A 20787-nucleotide genomic window follows, 5' to 3' on the forward strand; every position below is an offset into this window, starting at 1 on the left:
CCGTGGAAGGTACCCCCGGCGGGCTGGATTTCGCTGCGCGAAACCCGCCTCGCCGGCGTTCGAGGCGCGGGGGCCCGGGCAGAGCGCCCGGTTTCGGGATGGGGCGGGTTGGGGGAACAGCCCCGCGTGGCGGCTACGGCTGTGCCGGAAGCGCCGGCGGGACCGGCACGGTCGGGACCGACGCCGACGGGGCCGGCACAGCCGGAGCCGAGGACGGCACGGCCGGAACCGACTGCCGAACGGCCGGGACCGACGCCGACGACACCGGTGGCAGCAACGACACCAGATCGTCCGCCTCCGGCACAGGCAGCCCCGAAACCGGCGGCGTCGACAGCGGCAGCGCCGGCAGCGGCACGCCGGGCAGTTCCGGCAGCGGCAGGCCCCGCTCGCCAACGGGGCGGGCCCCGTCCGACGCCCGCGGGGTGGGGGCGGGCGGCGGGGCGGCGTTCCCCGGCGCACCCGTACGGCCGGGTTCCGGCGTCCCGGACCCGGCCGCCTCCGTCGCCGCCGGCTGCGCCGGTCGCGGCGCGGGGGCGTTGCCGTCATGGACGTACGGCAGGACGAGGCCGGCCACCGCGAGCGTCACCGCCGTCGAGGCGAGCGCCACCGCCTGGGCGTTGCCCCCGCTGCCCGGCCTGCCCCGGCCGCACAGCCACAGCGCCACCCCGAGCGTCGCCGCCAGCGAATTGCGCAGGGTGCGGCGGGCGCGTGCCAGGAGGGACTCGACGGTGCGGTAGCTCAGGCCCATCTTCGTGGCGACCTGCCCGACGTCGAGGTCCTCCGCCTTCAGCCACAGCGCCTCCGCCTGCCGGGCGGGCAGTTCCGCGCTGCGGACCGCGAGCCAGTGCGCCTCCGCGCGGTCGCAGACCGTCTCCTCGACGGGGGCCGGGCCCGGGGGATGCAGCCTCGGGCTGCTGCGTACCTGCGCCTCCCGGTGGACCTGACGGTGGCGGTCCACGCACAGCCGCATGGTCACCGTCGTCAGCCAGGCGCCCAGCCGCTCGTCGTCGAGGTCCGGGTGCTCGGCGGCACGCAGCATCGCCTCGTGCACGGCGTCCTCGGCGTCCTCTGCGCTGACCGACCGGCGGCGGGCCACCTTGAGCAGGTCCTCGCGGTGGCTCCAGGCGCGCTGCCAGCGTTCCTTGGACTCCCGGCCCGGCCCGTCGGGCTGGGCAGGCTGCATGTCCGTAGCCATGAGGGCCCCTTCGCTCGCGCCGCCGGTCGCGTCCCTGCCCGGCGGGTGGCGACATTACCGCCCGGTATCCGGGATTGGGGAGGGGCCGGCGTCCATCGAGTCCGTTCCGTTGCTGGTCAGTCCGCCGGGCCCGGCCGGCAGCAGGCCGTCGCCGGGCGGCCGCACGTCGGGGAGGGGCGGCAACGGCTCCGCCGGTTCCTGGCCGCCGGCCGGCGCGGTGCCGCTCGGGCGCGGGGAGGGCGAGGAGGACGGCCGGGCGGCCGGCCGGGGCGAGGCGGGCACCTCCGTGGGCGACGGTGTCGCCGCGGGACTCGGCTCACCGGTGCGCCGCGGCTGCGGAGCGGCCGGGACCGACCGGGCGGGCCCGGCGGACGGGCCGCGGTCGTCCGGCACCACCCGGTGGCCGCCGAGGTAGTACGCGTACCAGGCCAGCACCGTCCGCAGGTACGCCGCGGAGTGGTTGTAGGCGAGGACCGCGCGCTCGAGGCCCGCCCGCTCCGACAGGTCCCGCCCTCCCGCACACAGGTACCTCCCGGCCGCGAGCGCCGCGTCGAAGATGTTCCCCGGGTCGGCACGGCCGTCGCCGTTGCCGTCGGCGCCCCAGTGCGCCCACGTGGAGGGGATGAACTGCATGGGCCCCACGGCACGGTCGTACACCGTGTCCCCGTCGTACGTCCCGCCGTCGCTGTCCCGGATGAGCGCGAAGCCGTTGCCGTCCAGCCGCGGGCCGAGGATCGGGGAGAGCGAGGTGCCGTCGGGGAGGACACGTCCGCCGCGGGCCTGCCCTGACTCGACCTGGCCGATCGCGGCGAGGAGCTGAAGCCGCAGGCCGCAGCCCGGAGCGCTGCGCGCGAGTGCGGCCTCGGCGGCCCGGTACGCGGCGAACACCGTCGCGGGGAGCGCCCCGGCCGCCGGTGCGGCGTGGACCCCCGGCGCCCGGACGTCCGCCGGCCCCGGCGTCCGCAGCGGCGGCAGCTCGGTGCGGTACACGCTGTCGCCGGAGACGGTCCCTCCCGTCGGCAGCGGCTGCCGCTGCCAGGCCGGGACGGCGGTCCCGGGCCCTTGCGAGGCGGTGAGCGCCGCGACCGCCATGGCGGCGGCCGCCGTCGCCTTGACACCTCTGCCTACGCGTCCTGTCATGATGCAGACCCCTCCCTGTGCCGCCGGTCCGGACGGAACCGGGACCGGCGTGGCTCTCGTCGTCTGCTCTACGCGGGACCGCCGCCGGTCCGTCGCGCCGTGGCGCGCGTTCCCGTCCGGCGCCGGTGAAGGGGGAGCGGGTCAAGGCCTACGGGACAGGCCCTAACGTGGAGGCATGGTGCGACTGAGAGTGGAGTTCACGACGGAGCCGTTCGACCTGGACGAGCCACCGCCGCACGCCGTGGCGGTGCGCGAGGTCGTGCAGGGCGCGGACCTGGACGCGGTGGACGTCGGACCGTTCGGCAACACCGCGGAGGGCGGCGCGGAGCAGGTGCTCGGCGCCGTCGACGCGTTGCTGCGCACGGCGCTGGAGAACGGCGCGACCCGGGTCTCCCTCCAGGTCAACGTGGTGGAGGGCCAGGGATGACGGCGCTCGACCACGCGCTCGCCCAAGCGGTGAAGCCTCTCGTCGACGCCATGGGCGGGGTGGTGATCGAGCCCGGCGAGGCAGCTGAGGACGACGTCGTCCTCAGCTGGGAGGGCGAGGAGGTCCTCGCGGTGCGGCTTCCGCAGCTCGCGGACTCGCTGGACCACATCCTCGCGGCCCTGGAGCGGCAGCACGGCCGACCGCTCGCCGAACTCGACCGCAGGAGCAAGCAGTCGATCGTCAGGACGCTGGAGGCGCGCGGCGCGTTCTCGGTGCGCCACGGCGTGGAGACGGTGGCCGGCGCGCTCGGCGTCAGCCGCTTCACGGTCTACAACTACCTGAACCGCGAGAAGAGCCCGTCGGACGGCTGACGCCGGTCCGTCGGCCTCGGGGGAAGGACCGGCCCGGCAGACCACTGCGCCGCCCTCGACGAGCAGGCGAGGGCGGCGCCGTGGTCCGCCGGGGTCACTGCGCCAGCGAGGTCGTTGACGGCCGCCGGCGATGTCGCCGGCGGAGTCGGCGCCATGGTCCGTACCGGTACGGTGCCGGCTGCGCGGGGGTGGCGAGGCGATCGCGCCCATGCCGAGGAGGGCGCTTGCTCCCGTACAGACGGCGAAGCGGCGAACGTTTTTCATGTGCGTGCTCCTGGCGGTTCCGACATCGTTGTCGGCGTTTGCTGCGCGACCGGTGCGGTGCTCCGATCGCCTGGGGACATTTCCGACATCAGGTCGCGTCGGGCGCGCCTGCCCCGGTGTGCTGTCGCAACGGTGCAAGGCTCGATACGAGGCCCGGAGTGGTCGGTCGGGGCGCGGGTGGGTCCCAGAGCGGGCTCGCCGCCGGGGCGCCGTATTCGTCACCCCAAGTTTTCAACAAAGTGTTGACGCCGCGTTGCCGAAGGGCGTTAGCTATCCGCAGCCCGTCCGACGCACCGCGATGAACAAGCCACGGAGGCTCCCGTGACTTCACTTCCGAACCCGGGCCTTGCCCGGTTCAACGCCTCCGAGGACAGTGCGGCCCTGGCCGCACTGCACGAGGTGTGCGCCAGTTCGGCGTGGGGGAGCAAACTGCTCGCCCAGCGACCGTACGCCACCACCCAGGCGCTTTTCGAGGCCAGCGACGCCGCAATGGCGGAACTGACCGCGGAGGATCTGGCCGAGGCCATGGCCGGCCACCCACCGATCGGCCGGCCCAAGCCGGGCGACCCCACGTCGTCCCGCGAACAGAGCGGGATGGCAGGCGCGTCCGAAGCGCTCAAGGCGGAGATGCTCGAGCTGAACCTGGCCTACCAGGACAAGTTCGGCCATGTCTTCCTGATCTGCGCCACCGGCCGCACCGGCGAGCAGATGCGGGACGCCGTACGCGACCGGATCGAGAACTCGCCCGAGCAGGAGCGGGAGATCGTCCGCGCCGAGCTGGGCAGGATCAACCGCATCCGTCTGACCCGTCTCGTAGAGCAGGAAGAAGCATGAGCACGGAAACCACCGCATCGGTGTCCACACACATCCTGGACACCAGCGTGGGACGCCCCGCAGAGGGCGTCGCCATCTCGCTGTCGTCCCGTAGCGGCGCGGGAGCGCGGTGGGTGGCGCTCGGCGCATCGAAGACCGACGCGGACGGGCGCTGCAAGGACCTGCCGGCGCTGCCGGAAGGAACGACACACGTACGTCTCGATTTCGAGACCGAGGCGTACTTCGAGAACAAGCAAGCCGATGCGCAGCAGGACGCCCCCGCGAATCGGGACAGCGGTGCCGCCGGTGTGTTCTTCCCGGAGGTGGCGATCACGTTCGCCGTCGTGCCGGGCGAGCACTACCACGTACCGCTGCTGCTCAACCCGTTCGGCTACTCCGTTTACCGAGGGAGCTAGCAGACATGCCCACGATTCTCGGCCAGAACCAGTACGGCAAAGCAGAGAACCGAGTCGTCAAGATCACGCGGGACGGCGACACCCACCACATCAAGGACCTGAACGTCTCCGTCGCCCTCTCCGGCGACATGGACGACGTCCACTACTCCGGCTCGAACGCCAACGTCCTGCCGACCGACACCACCAAGAACACGGTGTACGCGTTCGCCAAGGAGTACGGCATCGAGTCGGCGGAGCAGTTCGGCATCCACCTCGCCCGGCACTTCGTGTCGAGCCAGGAGCCGATCCACCGGGCGCGCATCCGCATCGAGGAGTACGCCTGGGAGCGCATCGCGACCTCCGACGGCAACTCGAGGTTCATCGGTGCCGACGAGGTCAAGCACTCCTTCGTCCGCAAGGGCCAGGAGACCCGCACCACCCAGATCACCTACGACGGTGAGCAGTGGGAGGTCGTCTCCGGCCTCAAGGACCTGACTGTGATGAACTCGACCAACTCCGAGTTCTGGGGCTACGTCAAGGACCGGTACACGACCCTCAAAGAGGCGTACGACCGCATCCTGGCCACCCAGGTCGCCGCCCAGTGGCGCTACAACTGGACCTCGGACGAGGACCGGATGCCGAGCTGGGACAAGTCCTACGACCAGGCCAAGAAGCACATGCTCGAGGCCTTCGCGGAGACGTACTCGCTGTCGCTGCAGCAGACCCTCTACCAGATGGGTTCGCGCATCATCAACAGCCGCAGCGAGATAGACGAGATCCGCTTCTCGCTCCCGAACAAGCACCACTTCCTGGTGGACCTCGAGCCGTTCGGCCTCAAGAACGACAACGAGGTGTACTTCGCGGCCGACCGCCCGTACGGCCTGATCGAAGCCACCATCCTGCGGGACGGCGTCGAGCCGAAGATCCCGGTCGACATGACCAACCTCTGACGCGGGACCGACCCGCCCCCGCCCGCCCGCAGCCGGGCGGGGGCCGGCCGGACCGGAGGGAAGAACCATGGCACAGCCTGCAACGGAGCCGGCGGCGCAGGCCGCACGAGGCCCCGGCCACGTATCGCCCGTCCATCCCGTGGACGAGGAGCTCCCCGTCGCGCGGCTCGTTCCGGCCGCGCTCCAGCACATCGCCGCCATGTACGCAGGCGTGGTCACCCCTCCGCTGATCATCGGCCAGGCGGTCGGCCTCGACGCCGCCGGCACGACCCGGCTGATCGCGGCGAGCCCGCCGGGCCTCGCCACCCTCCTGCAGACCACCGATCTCGCGAACTTCGCCGGGAACCGGCTCCCGTTCGTCAACGCCGCCGCCTCCGCCGGCATCGCGCCCATGCTCGCAATCGCGGAGACCAGCGCCCCCTACCGCCAACTCCCCGCCATCTACGGCGCGGTGATGGTCGCCGGAGTCTTCAGCCTCGCCGTGGGGCCCTTCTTCGGAAGGCTGCTGCGCTTCCCGATGCCCGTCCTCGGCGGCGCCGGAGTCGTCCTGTTCGGCTCGATCGCCGTCAGCGGCATCCGCACCCTCTCCGAGGGCGGACTCGACGACAGCTCCAACATCATCCTGGTGGCAGTCGCGCTGGGTGCCGGCATCATCCCGCTCGCCGCGCCCGCCTTCTACGCGGACATCCCGGCCTGGGCACAGACCGTTGTCGGCTCCGGCATCGGCGCCGGAGCGCTCGTCGCGCTCCTGCTCCACCTGTTCTCCCACCATCTCGGCACCCGCAGCCGCCCGGCTGTGGCACTCAAATCCTCCTAGGGTCCTGCCGTGCCCACCTCGCCGCCCACAGAAGAAGGAAGCACCATGGCACCTTCGGCAGCCCCGACCGCAACGGTCGAGCGCATCGTCATCGAGAACTGTGCGATCGCCACCGTGGACGCCGACGACAGCGAGTACGCCTTCGGCCATGTCGTCGTCGCGGGCAACAGGATCGAGTCCGTCGGAGCAGGCAAGGCACCCGAGGGCCTCGCGAACGTGGTACGCCGCATCGACGGGACCGGCCACCTCGTCACCCCCGGCCTGGTCAACACCCACCACCACTTCTACCAGTGGATCACGCGCGGTCTCGCCACCGACCACAACCTCTTCGACTGGCTGGTGGCGCTCTACCCGACCTGGGCGCGCATCGATGAGCCGATGGTCCGTGCCGCGGCACAGGGCTCGCTCGCGATGATGGCCCGCGGCGGCGTCACCACCGCCATGGACCACCACTACGTCCACCCGCGGGGCTCCGGCGACCTGTCCGGCGCGATCATCGGCTCCGCCCGGGAGATGGGCGTACGGTTCACCCTCGCCCGCGGATCCATGGACCGCGGCACGTCGGACGGCGGCCTGCCGCCGGACTTCGCGGTCGAGTCCCTCGAAAGCGCGCTGGCCGGCACCGAGGAGACCGTCGACAAGCACCACGACGCCTCGTTCGACGCGATGACGCAGATCGCCGTCGCGCCCTGCTCGCCGTTCTCCGTCAGCACCCAACTGCTCCGGCAGGGCGCCGAGCTGGCCCGGCGCAAGGGAGTGCGGCTGCACACCCACGGGTCCGAGACGGTCGAGGAGGAGGAGTTCTGCAAGGAGCTCTTCGGCATGGGCCCCACCGACTACTTCGAGTCGACGGGCTGGCTGGGCTCCGACGTCTGGATGGCGCACTGCGTCCACATGAACGACTCCGACATCGCGGCCTTCGCCCGCACGGGCACCGGCGTCGCGCACTGCCCCTCCTCCAACGCGCGTCTGGCGGCCGGCATCGCCCGCGTCCCGGACATGCTGCGGGCCGGTGTGCCGGTGGGACTCGGCGTGGACGGCACCGCGTCCAACGAGTCCGGGGAACTGCACACCGAACTGCGCAACGCGATGCTGATCAACCGGCTCGGCGCCCACCGCGAGGCCGCGCTGAACGCGCGCCAGGCACTGCGCCTCGGCACCTACGGCGGCGCGCAGGTCCTCGGCCGGGCGGACGCGATCGGATCCCTCGAACCCGGCAAGCTCGCCGACCTGGTGATGTGGAAGCTGGACACCTTCGCCCACTCCTCCATCGCCGACCCGGTCGTCGCGCTCGTCTTCGGCGCGGCCGCGCCGGTCACCCTCTCCCTCGTCGACGGCAGGACCGTCGTCGAGGGCAACCGCCTCACCACGGTGGACGAAGACGCCATCGCCCGCTCAACGCGGGACGAGGCACAGCGCCTGGCGCGGATCGCCGCACAGGGCTGAACCCGGTAGTCCGGTCGAGGGGGACGGCCCTCGACCGGCGGCCGTGGACCCGAGCGGGGTCCATGGCGGCCGTCGCCGGGAGGCGCGTACGACAAAGGTGCGTGCCTCCCGGTGGTGGCGCCCCCTGCCACCCGGCACGGGGACGCCGCCCGCACACCGGCTCGGGCGACCCGGTACGTGCACACCCGCACCACCTGCACCACCTCCTTGACACCACATGTCCCCCGACGACGTGTAACCCGACCGGAGGCACCGCCGTGGCCGTGCACAACTCGACCGCCGAAGCAGAGGACCGGAAGCATCCGGTCGACGAAACCCTGCCCCCCTTCAAGATGTTCACCAGCGGCCTTCAGCATGTGGCCGCCATGTACGCGGGAGTCGTCGCCCCGCCGATGATCGTGGGGCCCGCAGTGGGCCTCAGCGCCAAGGACACCGCGTTCCTGATGGGCGCGAGCCTGTTCACCGCCGGTATAGCCACCCTGCTCCAGACCCTCGGCTTCTGGCGCATCGGCGCCCGGCTGCCGTTCGTCAACGGCGTCTCCTTCGCCGGTGTGACGCCGATGGTCGCCATCGGCAGGGACCGGGGCCACGACGGTATCGCCGTCATCTTCGGCGCGATCATCGTCGCCAGCGTGCTGGGCTTCGTGCTCACCCCGTACTTCTCCAAACTGGTCCGCTTCTTCCCGCCCGTCGTCACCGGCACGGTCATCACCCTGATCGGTGTGTCGCTGCTGCCCGTCGCCTTCAACTGGTCCCAGGGCGGCAACTCCACGGCGGACGACTACGGCTCCATGAAGAACATCGGCATGGCGGCGCTCACCTTCGTGATCGTGCTGGCGCTGCGCAAGCTGCTGCGCGGCTTCATGCAGCAGATCGCCATCCTGCTTGGCCTCGTCGCCGGCACGGTCATCGCCGTACCGCTGAACATGACCAACCTCGACGCCATCAAGGACGCCGGGATCGTCGGCTTCCCCACGCCGTTCCACTTCGGCGCACCGCAGTTCGAGATCGCCGCGATCGTGTCCATGTGCATCGTGATGCTGGTCTGCATGACCGAGTCCACCGCGGACATGCTCGCGCTGGGCCGGATCGTGGACCGCCCGGCGGACGAGCGGACCATCGAGGGCGGCCTGCGCGCCGACACTCTGGGTTCCGCGATCAGCCCGCTGTTCAACGGCTTCATGTGCAGCGCCTTCGCCCAGAACATCGGCCTGGTCGCCATGACGAAGGTCCGCAGCCGGTTCGTCGTCGCTGCCGGCGGCGGCATCCTGATCCTGCTCGGACTGTGTCCGGTCGCCGCGTCCGTCATCGCGCTCGTGCCGCTGCCCGTCCTCGGCGGCGCCGGCATCGTGCTCTTCGGCTCCGTCGCGGCGAGCGGTATCCAGACGCTGGCCACGGCGGCACTGGAGAAGGGCGAGAACGCGCTGATCGTCGCGGCGGCCGTCGGTATCGGGCTGATCCCGATCGCCGCGCCGGAGTTCTACCACGCCTTCCCCGAGGACGCGCTCGTGGTGCTCGACTCGGGCATCTCCACGGGCTGCATCGTGGCGATCGTGCTGAACCTGGCGTTCAACCACCTCGGCAAGCGGGGGAGTGCGACCGAGGAGGACCCCTCGTCGGTGGAGAAGGGGACCGCGGTCGCGGAGCCGGCCGCCGTGCACTGAGCCCCGTCGCCGCTGGGTGGAGCCGTACCGTCACGGCTCCGCCCGGCGGCGTTCCGTCGCGTCGGGGGACGGCTCGGGCGTCACGAAGAGGTGGCAGCCACAGGTCCGCGAAGGCCGAAACAGCAGGCCGCCACCACCGACGGCATCGTCATCGACATCCGCGCCCGCTTCGGCTGCACCGCCGCATCCGGCACCCCCGACGACGCCCGCCTCCGCCACCTCACCCAAGCCCTGCCCCCACATGCGGTACGCCTCTTCGAAGCCGCCGGCTCCGGTTCTGAAGGGCAGGCCGGCCTCTTGTTTGCTTTACGGGTCGACCCGTAAGGTAAATGCCATGAGCTCCTCTCCGCCCTCCCGGGGGCGTCCCAGGGATCCCCGATCGCACGAGGCGATCATCCGCGCGACGGCAGAGCTGTTGGTCGAGGTCGGCTACGCCGCGACATCGATCGGGGCGGTGGCCGCGCGGGCCGGTGTCGGCAAGGACACGATCTACCGACGGTGGCCGGGCAAGCCGGAGCTGGTCTTCGAGGCCGTCTTCACGACCACCGATGACGTTCCGCCCCCGGACACCGGAACGCTGGCCGGGGATCTGACCGTGCTGCTACAGGGCCTGGTCGACGAGTTCCGCGCGCCTGCCGCCGCGGCGGCACTCCCAGGGCTGCTGGCCGACTTCGCCGCCGATCCGGAGCTGAAGGCGCGCATCCGCGGCGACTTCCTGGCCCCGTCGAAGGAGCGGCTGCTGGGTGTCTTCGAACGCGCCGTGCTGCGCGGGGAGATCGCGGCCCGAACGCCCGTGGACCTGGTCCTGGACACCATGGCAGGAGCCGTGTTCTTCCACGTAGGGCTGGTCGGGGAGCACCCTGACCCGCAGCTGGCCGCACTGCTGGCCGCTGTCGTGGCCAAAGGAATCGAGGTCCGATGAACGGCTGGCTTCTCGCGGCAGGGATCACCGCGCTCGGCGTGGCCGCAGTGCACATCGTCGGCGGGCACCGCGATGTGGTGCGCCCGCTGCTGTCCTGCGCTCTCGCGGACGAACCCAAGCGTGTCCTGCACGCCGTCTGGCACATGGTGAGCGGCGACCTGGTGCTCTCCGGACTCGGTCTGCTCTACCTCTCCCTGACGGACGGCACGCCGGGTACCGGCCTGGTGGCGTGGTTCGTGGCCGCGCACTTCATCGGATACGCGGCAGCCTTCCTGGTCGTCACGCTGTCCGTCGGCTGGCCCAGACCACTACTGCGTCTACCGCAGTGGATTCTGCTCCTGCCGGTCGCAGTGCTGGCAGCAGCGGGCGCCGCGTAACCACACGTCCGGAGAGCTCACGCGGCCGTCGCGTCAAAGCGTTCGGGCATGCCTTCGAGCCTGCCAGGTCGGCGCCCCGCACCCACCGCTGCTGCGTCGAGGTGCGACGCCCCCCAGTGGTGGGTGCCCAGGCAGTGCCGTGCCGCGTTCCTCGTCGAGCGATCGCCGGGACGATGCCACGAGCTCGGACCTGATCACGGTAGATGTCATAGTCGCGGCCTGCGAACAGCGAGTCGCCCGCCCGCCCCGATCGACCGGCGACGGGTCTGTCCGGCTCTTCCTTTTCGCGCCCTGACGTGGGAGGAGTCGACCACGCAGCGGGACCAGTTCAGCCGGGAGGCCGCCTTGAGCTCGGCCGGCGGGACCTCATGCAAGCGTTGCCGGACACCGGCCTCGTTCCAGTCCCGCAACCCGCACCAGCACGTCATGCCGGAGCCGTAGCCGAGCGCTTGGGGAAGATGCTCCCACTGGATTCCGGTGTGCAGCACGTACAGGATCCCGCACAGCACCTCCCGGTCCGGCAGTGGCTTGCGGCCGGGGGAACCGGAAGCCTTGCTCGCGCTGTGGCAGCAACGGCTCCAGGCGCTCCCACGGCTGGATGAGAGCGGTCGCTCGTGCCGTCGATGTCCGTGAAGCCACTGTGTCGCTGGGCGTGCGGGAACTCGACGGCCGAGACTGGGCTTCAGCTCCTGCCAACAGGCGCCGCGGCCGCTCGTCGAGGCGCGGCAGAATCGGGCTACGACTATGACCGCCTTCGCCTATGGCCCCGGGATCTCGGCATCACACCTCGCATAGCCCGCAAGGGTGTCGAATCCTGGCAACGGCTTGGGCGGCACCGATGGGTCGTCGAACGAACGGTGTCGTGGTTGGCGGGATGCCGACGCCTACATCGCCGCTATGAACGCAAACCTCAGCACTTCCTTGCCTTCCCAGGCCTCGCTGCCACGCTCATCTGCCACCGCCGCCTCACCACGAAGACCACTCTCAGTCCCACCAAAACCGCCACTCGCGACGCTGCATGAGCCCCTCGTGGTATGTGTCCCAGTCCAGGTCGGGATCCTCAAGAAAGACGTCCGGGCATGCAAGGAAGTGCTCCACAGCAAGGACACGGGCCTGATGGATGTCCGTCGGCCGGCCGGCAACTGAGACGAACAGGCTTCCGTGCCCGAAGCCCACGACACGGACACCGAACCGGTGCTCCCAGGAGCGCAGCACCGCCGACAGTTCCTGCGCAGTCATGTGATTTGTCATCCCCGGCCAGCCGAGCGCAACGGGGGCATCAGCGCCACGCTCGACCTGGACGAGGGCCAGACACCGGGCTCGGTCGTCGCGGACCGCAGCGGTCGCCACTTCCCCCGCGCAGGCATCAGGGTCCCTCACCGCTGCGGCCTGCTTTGCGAGACCGGGCCACTCCTTGAAGGGCGGCCACGAATCATCCTTCCATTGGCTCCGGAAGTAAGAGCCGGCATCAGCATCAGCGCCGTAGGAACCTCCTACAGGCCAGAATGAGTCGTCCGGATACTCGAGCAGGAGTGGGTAGAGGCCGGTTTCACCCCGACGCGCGTACAACTGCTTCCACAAGTCGGCAGCGTCTACGAGCGGGCCGTTACTCAGCCACACCACCGGATGCGGATGCTGACACGGCCCCATCAGCTTGCCAGGCGGCAAGCCATCCAGCAGGTCCCTGACGATTTCACTCAAGAGCTCGGGCATAGCCGGAATCTACGCGGCCCCTCTGACAGCCATCAGGAACGACGTCCAAGCCGCCCTGCCCAGTCGGGCAGACGAGGCCAAGGGCGCGGCGCGTAGCAGCGGATCCTCTCAGGGGGTACCAGTCTTCTCCAGCGTTCTCGAGGGCCGAGAAGTCCGTCCAGAGCTCCCATGCCTCGGCGATCTTGGACCGCGCCATGGGGGAGCGGAAGAGTGGTCGATCGCCTCGTCCCACTCGCTGTCGACGAACACGATCCCGGTGACCAACCGCGGCACGTCCGCATGCGCGCCTTCGGTGATCAGCACCTGTCCTCCGCGGCGGCGCACGAGCGTGGCGCCGTCGACGGGACGCAGGTGTCCGCACTTCGGCCCCTCGAGGCCGTGACCGGCCCGCATGTCCGCTGCGGGCGCCCGGTCACAGCCCGCGCCTGCGTGCACGCAGGCGCCGGGGCGCCCGGGAGCTCACCCCGGGCGCCCCGGCCCCTGGGAGGGAACGTTTCAGCCCCAGATCGCGGTGACCCACTCAGGGTGGTCGACGAACGGGTTCCGGTTGTGCTGGAAGTCGTCGTAGATGACCTGGTTGCGCCTCTTCTCGAAGGCGTCCGGCGGGTCCTGCTCGTTCCACTGCTTCAGCACGGACAGCCGGCCGTGGTACGGCATGGACCCGTTGTTCACCCGGTCGTTGACCTCCAGGTCGGCGAAGGCGTCGTCGCCCTCGTAGCGCACCGCCATGTAGAAGATCATGCGGGCCACGTCGCCCTTGACCGCGTCGCGCGGCTCGAACGAGTCGCTGTCAGTGTAGTTGCCCGGGGCCTCCCCGACCTCGGAGCCTCCCTCGTCGAAGTCCTTGTTGCCGCGGGTGCTGTTCACCGACACGTCGGTGGGCCGCAGGTGGTGGATGTCCGTACCCGGGCCGGTGGCGGTGCCGAAGTCGCCGTGCGACTTGGCCCAGGTGTGCTCACGGTTCCACTGGTCGGGGTCGCCGCCGTTGGAGGACTTGCTCTGGGAACGGCCGGTGTAGAGCAGGATCACGTTGGCGGAGTTGGCCGGATCCTCGTCGGTGGCCTTGAGCGCGTCCCACACCTGGGAGTAGGACAGCTTGGTCTGGTCGCTGATGATGGTGTGGAGGGAGTCCTTGAGGTCCTGTCCGGTCCTGCCGATCGCGTCCTGGTAGTAGGTGTCGTCGTACGCCGACGTGGACGCGGCCGGGTCGGTGGTCCCGGCCGCGGGCGCGGTGGTCGCCGTCGCCGGGCCTGTCGCGGCGACCGCCAACGACAAGCCGCCTATGGCCAGGGCGAGATGCTTCCAGCGGGTGACTGGTGTGGGGGGCATGTACGTCCTCTTCTCGGGCCTGTGCCGCCACGGCAACGCGCGTAGAACTCGGGCGGCACGACCGAACCTTCATTCGGTTGCGAAGAGTCTGCCCGTGGCCGGGCAAGGAGACATGAAGAAGACGCAGTGGTTGCGCGAAGGGAGCGTGAAGCTGATGCACCGTCAACGCTTGCTGTGTGCGCAGCGCCTCGCACTCGCCGGCGTTCCTCGGTCGGCCTCGGAATCACTGCCTCGGTTCAGCCCAGCAACTCGGCGCTGCTCCGCGGCTCCACCCGCGGCTGTCCGTTGATGCGGTGGCGCTCGAGAGAGGAGCGGCGGTAGACCTCCTCGCGCACCCGCTGGATCTCGCCGATCGGCCGGTGGTCCTCGCGCACGCGCCACGGGGTGATCGAGGTGCCGTCCGCGGCGGTGAGATTGTCCGTGCCGCCGATGTCCTGGCGCGGAATGTCGATCCTGGCGACGCTCACCCACGGGGAGAGTTGCTCGGGCCACTCCACCGAGGTGTTGTCGACCGGCATCCGGGTCAGGTCGGTGTTCAGCTGAACCTGGAGCTCGAAGGCGTGCTCGCGCTCGGCCGCCTCCGCGACCAGCGTGTTGCGGAAGGCCTCGCCGTCCGCCAGGACATCGACGTCGAGGTGGCCGACCGGCGTGACGGGCACCGCGCGCACTTTCGCGATGTGGTCGCCGTAACGGAAGGCGCCCATGCTGTTGTAGGTGTACGAGAGCAGGTTCTGCCGCTGGACCTTGGTGAAGGACAGCATCGCGAACAGCTCGTCCCACAGCCACTCGTCCGCCGTCCGCAGCGTCCCCCGCCGGGTGAGGAACTCGCCCATCCAGGACTTGCGCCGTGCAGGGTTCACCAGGGCGTCCGGCAGTTCGGAGAACAGTTCCTCGATCACCATGTAGTCGTACGCGGTGTTCGCGAAGAAGACGTTGTTGTTGATCAGGTTGAGGTCGAACGTGGTCGCCTCGGACTCGTCGGTCAGCAGTGACGTGCCCGGCACGCCGAACATCTTGATCCCCATGCCGCACGCCGCGCCCAGCAGTGAGTCGGCCCGTAGGTGGCCGAGCCCGTTGGAGTAGCGGACCACGGCGTCGTACGTCACCGGCTCAGCGAAGACGCCTTGAGCGTACGGGCCCTTCAGTTCACTCACCGTGACCGAGGCCTTCACTAGTCCGTACGTCTTGCCGTGCGCCGTCCTGACGGCCCGGTCGGCCTTCTGTCGCTCGACCGACGCGCGGGTGCGGTCCGCGACCTGCTGGACGATGTCGTCCAGCTCCTGCTGGTAGGTGGGTCGTTCAACGGGCTGGTACGTCTCGAACCTGACGAATTCCATGGAGTTTCTCCTCCTCGCGCGAAGTGGTGCGCCGCGCCGCTCGCCGCGTCACTGCCTCGACGTGTTCAATGTAGTGCTCAATTTAGTTGTGCACAACGTAACTGCTTGTGATGGTCCCCACGTCGTCCGTCGAAGAAATCCGCCCGATGCCGGGCGGGTCGCTGCTCACCCGGCAGGCGGGGCCGCCATCGCGCCGATGTGGTAACTGTCGCCGTAGACACGCCAGTTCAGCGGCGGCTCGAGGCCGAAGTTCCGCTCCCGCACGAACACGCGCTGGGCCGTCTCCACCCGGCTGGTGTCGGTGTGCGACGGCTCCTCGCGGATGGCCTCGACGCGGGCGTCGAGGAAGGCGTTCAGGTACTCCTCCTCGTCGCCGCCCTCTGCGGGCGGCTCCGCGTCGGCCAGGGCCTTCTCCCGCAGCGTGCGGAAGCCCGCGGAGCTCTCGGAGGTGTCGGAGCCGTGCATGACGTATGCGTCGAAGTAGATCAACTGCCCCAGCGCGCCGAGACCGTCTTGCTCGGCCCGGCGCACGGCGGGCAGCAGGTACGTCTCGTCGCGCTCGGCGTCCTGCGCCGCCCGGAACGCCGCGTCGGAGGTCGCGGCCCGCTCCCACGCCCCGGTGAACTCCTTGCCCAGCCCCTCGTGCGAGTCGCTGCCCTCGACCGCACGTAGCGCGGGCAGGAATCGCTCCAGGGCGTTGCCCGGCCTGGCCTTCGCGTAGCGCTCGACCACGGCGAGCATGTCGCCGGTTCCCGAGCAGAAGCCGATGATGCCGGCGGTGTAGCCGCGGCCGTCGCCGATGTCCTCGATGTACTTGTACTGCGCCTTCCAGTCCAGCGTGGAGTTCTCCGCGCTGGAAACGATCCGCATCGCGATGTCCTTCTTCGCCGGGTCCTCCAGCCCGCCCCCGTCGCCGCCGGAGCCGTCGCCGGTGCAGGCGGTGCATGCCTCCACCGCGATCAGGAACGCGAGCAGTGCGCGCAGTACGGACTTCACGGTGGACCCCCTCCCGGGGTCACACCCCCGGCCATACCATCAGATTACTGAACAGCTCCGCCTGCTCGATCGCGTCGTCCAGCGCATGGTGGGTGTGCCGCCGTGCCGACAGCAGCTCACGCGGCATCGCCGACTTCGTCACCGCCCGCAGCGGCAGTCGCGCCTTCACCGCGTACAGCGTCTTCATGTCGAGGCATCCGGAGTGGCCGAACGGGCTCGCCCCGGTGAACCGCAGCAGGTACCAGTACAGGAACGTCCAGTCGTACGAGGCCGGATAACCGCACATCACCGGTTGCGCCCCGCCGTACGCCTCGCACACCTCGCCCACCCAGACGCCGAACGCGGCCATGGCAGCCGCCGGTTCGCTGCCCTCGGCCCTCAGCCGCTCCCGGTCCAAGCCGCTCACGGCCAGTGCCTCGGGTACGAAGTCCTCGCTGATGGGCCGGAGTTCGCGGTAGAAGGTGTCCTTCTCGGGATCGGCCGGCTCGTACCCGTCGACGTTCTGGCAGCCGGCCACCGCGGCGCCGAAGCTGAGCATCGAGTACGGACCCGGGATCGGCCCGTCGGCCTCGACGTCGACGGAGAAGTAGAGGCTGGGCCTCACTCGGCGTGTCATGCCAGGAGCATCGCATCATCGGCCCTCGCGGCTCATCACCTTTCCGGCCGTGGCGGGCCTCGGCACCGGCCATCAGCGAGCGCCGCACCGGCCACCGTGACCGCCGCGGCGACGATCGGCGGGAACCGCCTCGACTCGCTCGAGGCGGTCCTGGGCGCGATCGCGTCCGGCGGAGCGCTCTGCCACGTCGTTCCGGCTCCCGACGAATGCCGGCCGCCGGGACGGCACGTGTCTCGTTCCAGCGGCCTCGCGCGGCCGGCGTGAAGCAGCGCCTCCCTACTGCGCCGGCCGGAGTCCCATCAGCCGGGCGATCACCGTCCAGAGGTTGATCAGTCCGGCGAGCCCGCCGTCGTTCGCTCTGACGACGGCCGGCGGCGCCCGGTTCCTGCGCAGCAGATCCAGCGCGTAGGAGACCGGATCATTCCCGTCGGCAGGCGCAAGGGCCGGGCGCCCAGCGTCGCCACATCTACCGCGCACTCGGCCGCACCCGGTGGCCGTGGGACCGGCGGCCCCCCGGCCGGCCCGGACGCCACTGGTCGCCGGAGCGGCGCAGTGCTGTCATGGGTGGTGAAGACGGCGTGGACGAGCCGGCAGGGCGCGGACGCCGGCACGCCGCGCGTGCTCCGCCCGGGCGGTCGGACCGCGGCCACCCAGTCGCACAGCGGAGGAGGCCGATGCCATGCTGTACCGCCGCACGGTCGGTGACGTCATGACCAAGGAGGTCGTCACCTTCCGCCCCACCACACCGTTCCACGAGGTCGCCGCCCTGCTGGACGCGAACGACATCGTCGCGGCCCCGGTCGTCGACGATGACGGCGTTCCCGTCGGCGTCGTGTCCGCGTCCGATGTGCTGCGGCACGAGACCGGCATGCCGGATCCGCAGGGTCAGGAGGGGAACTACGAGCGCTCCTGGGGCAAGGCCCGGGCCCGAACCGCGGGCGCGCTCATGAGCAGCCCCGTCTTCACCGCCCATGCTGACTGGACGATCCCCCGGGCCGCGCGGGAACTCCGCAGGCGGCACGTCAAGCAGTTGCCGGTGGTCGGCGACGACGGGCTCCTCACCGGCATCGTCACCCGCAGCGACCTGCTCGACGCCTTCATCCGCTCCGACGTCGAGATCCGTGGCGAGGTCGAGCAGGACGTCCTGGGGCGCATCCTCGGCCTGGACGAGGGCACCGTCGCGGTCGAGGTCAGAGACGGGGTCGTCACCCTGCGGGGACATGTCCCGGAACCGCGTTTCGTCCCGGTGCTCGTGGGCCTCTGCCAGGGCGTCGACGGTGTCGTCGCCGTGGACGCCCACCTCGCCGCCGCCCGGGCGGGCTAAGTGTTCTGTTCCGGGAGGGCCTCAGCTTCGGAACGGGCCGGACCAGTTCGCGGACGGTGACCACATGGCCGCGCGTGCGGGCGACGAGCCCGTCACGGGCATGGACGGAGCCCAGAACGGTGTCACCGTCCGCGACGAGCCGGGAGCGGTCGACCTCGGTGGCCCGGGCGAGGAGCGCGTCCTGGCCGGCCGGTGAATCGTCGCGAACTGGACGGATCGGCAGGTCCGGGCGGATGTGCGGCCCAGCTCCCTGGCCGGGGCGGGCACCCGTGCGCCGGGGCGGTGTACCCGGGGTACGGCGGTCACACCGCGGCGGCCGGGCCGACGAGCTCTCCGAGGACGTCCTCCATGGTGACGTAACCCAGGATCGCGCCCGTCGCGCCGATGACGGCGGCCAAGTGGCCGCCGTCCGTGCGCAGGGCGGTCAGGGTGTCGTCCAGCGGGGTGTCGATGCGGACCCGGGTGACGGGGTGCAGTGCGGTGCGCGGGAAGGGCCTGTCGCGGTCGGTGACACCGAGGGTGTCCTTGATGTGCAGGTAACCGAGGACGACGCCGCTCGGGCCCTTGACCGGGAAGCGGGAGAACTTGGCCGCGGCCGCGGCCCGCTCCAGGCCGGCGGGCGTGATGGTGTCGTCGACGGTGTGCATGCGCCGGGCGGGCACGAGGATCTCGCCGACCGGCCGCGTGCCCAGCTCCAGGGCATCGCGCAGCCGCTCGCCGTCGGCGGGCGAGAGCAGCCCGGCCTCGCTGGAATCGTCGACCATGCGCGCCAGCTCACCGTCGGTGAACACCGACGCGACCTCGTCCCTCGTCTCGACCTTCATCAGGCGTAGCAGGACGTTGGCGAAGGCGTTGATGGAGAACACGAACGGCCGCAGGGCGCGGGTCAGAGCGACCAGTACAGGCCCGAGCAGCAGAGCGGTCTTCGCCGGTGCGGCCAGGGCGATGTTCTTCGGGACCATTTCGCCGATCAGCATGTGCGCGTACGTGGCCGCGGTCAGCGCGATGACGAAGGCGATCGGGTGCACCAGGAAGTGCGGGATATGGACGGCTTCGAACGCCGGCTCCAGCAGGTGAGCGATGGCAGGTTCGGCGACCGCGCCGAGCACCAGGGACGACGCGGTGATGCCGAGCTGGGCGGTGGCCATCATCCGGGAGATGTGCTCCAGACCCCACAGCGTGATCCGGGCCCGCTTGTCGCCACGGAGGGCGGCGGGTTCGATCTGGCTCCTGCGTACGGAGATCAGGGAGAACTCGGCGGCGACGAAGAAGGCGTTGGTCAGCAGGGTCAGGGCGCCGATGAACAGCTGCAACGTGGTCATCGCGTCTCCTACAGGTCCTTCCTCACGGGCCGGGACGGTGCGGTGATCCGGACCCGGTCCGCCCGATGGTGCTCGACGTCCAGGACGTCGAGACGCCAGCCGGCCACCTCGAGCGAATCGCCCTCGACCGGGATCCGGGCCAGGCGCGTGGCGATCAGACCGGCCACGGTCTCGTACGGGCCCTCCGGTGCGAGCAGCCCTATGCCGAGGAGCTGATCCGTGCGAACGCTGCCGTCCGCCTCCCAGGAGGAGCGGCCGTCGTCGGTCGGCGGCGCGGGCAGCAGGTCGGGTGTCTCCAGGGGGTCGTGTTCGTCACGCACCTCGCCCACGACCTCCTCGACGATGTCCTCCACCGTCGCGATGCCGGCCGTGCCTCCGTATTCGTCGATGACCACGGCCATCGTGCGCTCGGCACGCATCCGCTCCAGGAGCCGGTCGGCCGGCAGACTGTCCGGCACCACCAGCGGCGCGGTCGCCAGGGACAGCACCGGGGCCGTCGCACGCTGCTCGGGAGGCAGCGCGAGGACGTCCCGGATGTGGACCGTACCGACGACCTCGTCGAGGCTGTCGCGGTAGACGGGGAAGCGGGACAGGCCGGTAGCGAGGGTCAGGTTGGCAGCGTCAGCCGCCGTCGCGTGCGCTTCGAGGGCGATGACGTCCACGCGTGGGGTCATCACGTTCTCGGCGGTCAGCTCGCCGAGGTGGAGCGTCCGTACGAACAGCTCCGCGGAGTCCTGCTCGATAGCTCCCGCACGCGCCGAGTGCTGGGCCAGTGCAACGAGCTCCTCGGGGGTGCGGGCGGTGGCGAGCTCCTCGGCCGGCTCCAGGCCGAAGCGGCGCACGAACCTGTTCGCCGCGCTGTTCAGATGCCGGATGAACGGCCCGAAGGCAGCGGTGAAGCCCCGCTGCGGGGCGGCGACCACCTTGGCCACGGCCAGCGGCCGTGAGATGGCCCAGTTCTTCGGCACCAGCTCACCGATCACCATCAGGACCACCGTCGAGACGACCACGCCGAGCACGGTGGCGACGGACGACGCCGCCGCTCCGAGTCCGATGGCCTCGAGCGGGCCGCGCAGCAGTGCGGCGAGCGACGGCTCGGCCAGCATGCCGATCACCAGCGACGTGACGGTGATGCCGAGCTGAGCACCGGAAAGCTGGAAGGTCAGCTTGCGTGCGGCCTTGAGGGCGCTGTCGGCACCGCGCTCGCCGGCATCGACGGCACGCTGCAGCTCGCCGCGCTCGACGGTGGTCAGCGAGAACTCGGCCGCGACGAACAGCGCACAGGCCAGGGTCAGTGCCAGGGCCAGCAGGAGCAGCAGTATCTCGATCACCGTGCCACCTCCGCTCCCTGGCCCATCCGGCGTCGGCA

The 20787-nt window shown here is 70.7% G+C and carries 23 protein-coding genes and 2 pseudogenes; 14 read left to right on the forward strand and 11 right to left on the reverse strand.

What is annotated here, in order from left to right:
- Window positions 1-133 precede the first annotated feature (133 nt).
- Complete coding sequence (locus MDN94_RS20070) at window positions 134-1195, reverse strand: RNA polymerase sigma factor (RefSeq protein WP_482727270.1); 1062 nt, start codon at window positions 1193-1195, stop codon at window positions 134-136.
- A gap of 54 nt (window positions 1196-1249) precedes the next feature.
- Window positions 1250-2335: a lytic transglycosylase domain-containing protein gene (locus tag MDN94_RS20075; protein ID WP_482727271.1), complete on the reverse strand. Its 1086-nt coding sequence runs from the start codon at window positions 2333-2335 to the stop codon at window positions 1250-1252.
- A 178-nt stretch (window positions 2336-2513) separates the two neighbouring features.
- Here MDN94_RS20075 and MDN94_RS20080 point away from each other — a divergent pair, with 178 nt between their 5' ends.
- The 11 genes from MDN94_RS20080 (at window position 2514) to MDN94_RS20130 (ending at window position 10781) form a co-directional block, all read left to right on the forward strand.
- On the forward strand, window positions 2514-2762 hold the full coding sequence (locus MDN94_RS20080; protein ID WP_482728187.1) for a hypothetical protein: 249 nt from the start codon (window positions 2514-2516) through the stop codon (window positions 2760-2762).
- Window positions 2759-3133, forward strand: a complete 375-nt coding sequence (locus MDN94_RS20085) for a helix-turn-helix domain-containing protein (RefSeq protein WP_482727272.1) — start codon at window positions 2759-2761, stop codon at window positions 3131-3133. The genes MDN94_RS20080 and MDN94_RS20085 overlap by 4 nt, the downstream gene beginning before the upstream one ends.
- 585 nt (window positions 3134-3718) lie before the next feature.
- Window positions 3719-4231, forward strand: coding sequence for a 2-oxo-4-hydroxy-4-carboxy-5-ureidoimidazoline decarboxylase (uraD, locus tag MDN94_RS20090; RefSeq protein WP_482727273.1), 513 nt, complete (start codon window positions 3719-3721; stop codon window positions 4229-4231).
- Entirely contained in the window at window positions 4228-4626 is a 399-nt protein-coding gene (gene uraH / locus MDN94_RS20095; RefSeq protein WP_005310076.1) for a hydroxyisourate hydrolase, read from the forward strand. Before uraD ends, uraH begins: the two co-directional genes overlap by 4 nt.
- Window positions 4627-4631: 5 nt before the next feature.
- Window positions 4632-5555, forward strand: coding sequence for a factor-independent urate hydroxylase (gene pucL, locus MDN94_RS20100; protein WP_482727274.1), 924 nt, complete (start codon window positions 4632-4634; stop codon window positions 5553-5555).
- Between the two features lie 67 nt (window positions 5556-5622).
- A complete protein-coding gene (locus MDN94_RS20105) occupies window positions 5623-6372 on the forward strand; it encodes a solute carrier family 23 protein (RefSeq protein ID WP_482727275.1) in 750 nt (249 codons plus the stop codon).
- 45 nt (window positions 6373-6417) lie between these two features.
- On the forward strand, window positions 6418-7818 hold the full coding sequence (locus MDN94_RS20110; RefSeq protein ID WP_482727276.1) for an 8-oxoguanine deaminase: 1401 nt from the start codon (window positions 6418-6420) through the stop codon (window positions 7816-7818).
- Between the two features lie 257 nt (window positions 7819-8075).
- A complete protein-coding gene (locus tag MDN94_RS20115; RefSeq protein ID WP_482727277.1) occupies window positions 8076-9482 on the forward strand; it encodes a nucleobase:cation symporter-2 family protein in 1407 nt (468 codons plus the stop codon).
- Window positions 9483-9572: 90 nt separating this feature from the next.
- Window positions 9573-9806 (forward strand): hypothetical protein, encoded by a 234-nt coding sequence (locus MDN94_RS20120; protein ID WP_482727278.1) that lies wholly within the window; start codon window positions 9573-9575, stop codon window positions 9804-9806.
- Between the two features lie 10 nt (window positions 9807-9816).
- Window positions 9817-10404: a TetR/AcrR family transcriptional regulator gene (locus MDN94_RS20125; protein WP_482727279.1), complete on the forward strand. Its 588-nt coding sequence runs from the start codon at window positions 9817-9819 to the stop codon at window positions 10402-10404.
- Window positions 10401-10781, forward strand: a complete 381-nt coding sequence (locus tag MDN94_RS20130; protein ID WP_482727280.1) for a hypothetical protein — start codon at window positions 10401-10403, stop codon at window positions 10779-10781. The genes MDN94_RS20125 and MDN94_RS20130 overlap by 4 nt, the downstream gene beginning before the upstream one ends.
- A gap of 113 nt (window positions 10782-10894) precedes the next feature.
- Here MDN94_RS20130 and MDN94_RS20135 read toward each other — a convergent pair.
- Window positions 10895-11372 (reverse strand): annotated as a pseudogene (locus MDN94_RS20135) (transposase); the annotation flags it as partial.
- Between the two features lie 137 nt (window positions 11373-11509).
- Between MDN94_RS20135 and MDN94_RS20140 the strand changes: the two are divergent.
- A pseudogene (locus MDN94_RS20140) lies at window positions 11510-11803 on the forward strand (transposase); the annotation flags it as partial.
- Here the strand turns inward: MDN94_RS20140 and MDN94_RS20145 are convergent.
- From MDN94_RS20145 to MDN94_RS20170, 6 genes are all read right to left on the reverse strand, one after another.
- Complete coding sequence (locus MDN94_RS20145) at window positions 11766-12494, reverse strand: DUF4253 domain-containing protein (RefSeq protein WP_482727281.1); 729 nt, start codon at window positions 12492-12494, stop codon at window positions 11766-11768. The pseudogene MDN94_RS20140 and the gene MDN94_RS20145 overlap by 38 nt on opposite strands.
- 495 nt (window positions 12495-12989) lie before the next feature.
- The gene (locus tag MDN94_RS20150) at window positions 12990-13823 is read right to left on the reverse strand and encodes an endonuclease I family protein (RefSeq protein ID WP_482727282.1); all 834 of its coding nucleotides are present in this window, start codon (window positions 13821-13823) and stop codon (window positions 12990-12992) included.
- A gap of 236 nt (window positions 13824-14059) precedes the next feature.
- The gene (locus MDN94_RS20155) at window positions 14060-15160 is read right to left on the reverse strand and encodes a catalase family protein (protein ID WP_482727283.1); all 1101 of its coding nucleotides are present in this window, start codon (window positions 15158-15160) and stop codon (window positions 14060-14062) included.
- Between the two features lie 165 nt (window positions 15161-15325).
- On the reverse strand, window positions 15326-16123 hold the full coding sequence (locus MDN94_RS20160; protein WP_482728188.1) for a chitosanase: 798 nt from the start codon (window positions 16121-16123) through the stop codon (window positions 15326-15328).
- Window positions 16124-16175: 52 nt separating this feature from the next.
- Window positions 16176-16772 (reverse strand): 3'-5' exonuclease family protein, encoded by a 597-nt coding sequence (locus MDN94_RS20165; RefSeq protein WP_482727284.1) that lies wholly within the window; start codon window positions 16770-16772, stop codon window positions 16176-16178.
- Between the two features lie 276 nt (window positions 16773-17048).
- Window positions 17049-17249 (reverse strand): hypothetical protein, encoded by a 201-nt coding sequence (locus tag MDN94_RS20170; RefSeq protein WP_482727285.1) that lies wholly within the window; start codon window positions 17247-17249, stop codon window positions 17049-17051.
- A gap of 202 nt (window positions 17250-17451) precedes the next feature.
- Between MDN94_RS20170 and MDN94_RS20175 the strand changes: the two genes are divergently transcribed.
- Both MDN94_RS20175 and MDN94_RS20180 read left to right on the forward strand, forming a co-directional pair.
- Entirely contained in the window at window positions 17452-18096 is a 645-nt protein-coding gene (locus MDN94_RS20175; RefSeq protein ID WP_482727286.1) for a CBS domain-containing protein, read from the forward strand.
- A gap of 64 nt (window positions 18097-18160) precedes the next feature.
- On the forward strand, window positions 18161-18292 hold the full coding sequence (locus tag MDN94_RS20180; RefSeq protein ID WP_482727287.1) for a hypothetical protein: 132 nt from the start codon (window positions 18161-18163) through the stop codon (window positions 18290-18292).
- A gap of 106 nt (window positions 18293-18398) precedes the next feature.
- Here MDN94_RS20180 and MDN94_RS20185 read toward each other — a convergent pair whose 3' ends face one another.
- Together MDN94_RS20185 and MDN94_RS20190 are read right to left on the reverse strand one after the other, a co-directional pair.
- Window positions 18399-19418 carry a hemolysin family protein gene (locus MDN94_RS20185; RefSeq protein WP_482727288.1) on the reverse strand — a complete coding sequence of 340 codons (1020 nt, stop codon included), beginning with the start codon at window positions 19416-19418 and terminating at the stop codon, window positions 18399-18401.
- Window positions 19419-19426: 8 nt separating this feature from the next.
- The gene (locus tag MDN94_RS20190; protein ID WP_482727289.1) at window positions 19427-20749 is read right to left on the reverse strand and encodes a hemolysin family protein; all 1323 of its coding nucleotides are present in this window, start codon (window positions 20747-20749) and stop codon (window positions 19427-19429) included.
- Between the last annotated feature and the right edge of the window lie 38 nt (window positions 20750-20787).

This window comes from Streptomyces sp. WAC00040 (assembly GCF_056835925.1).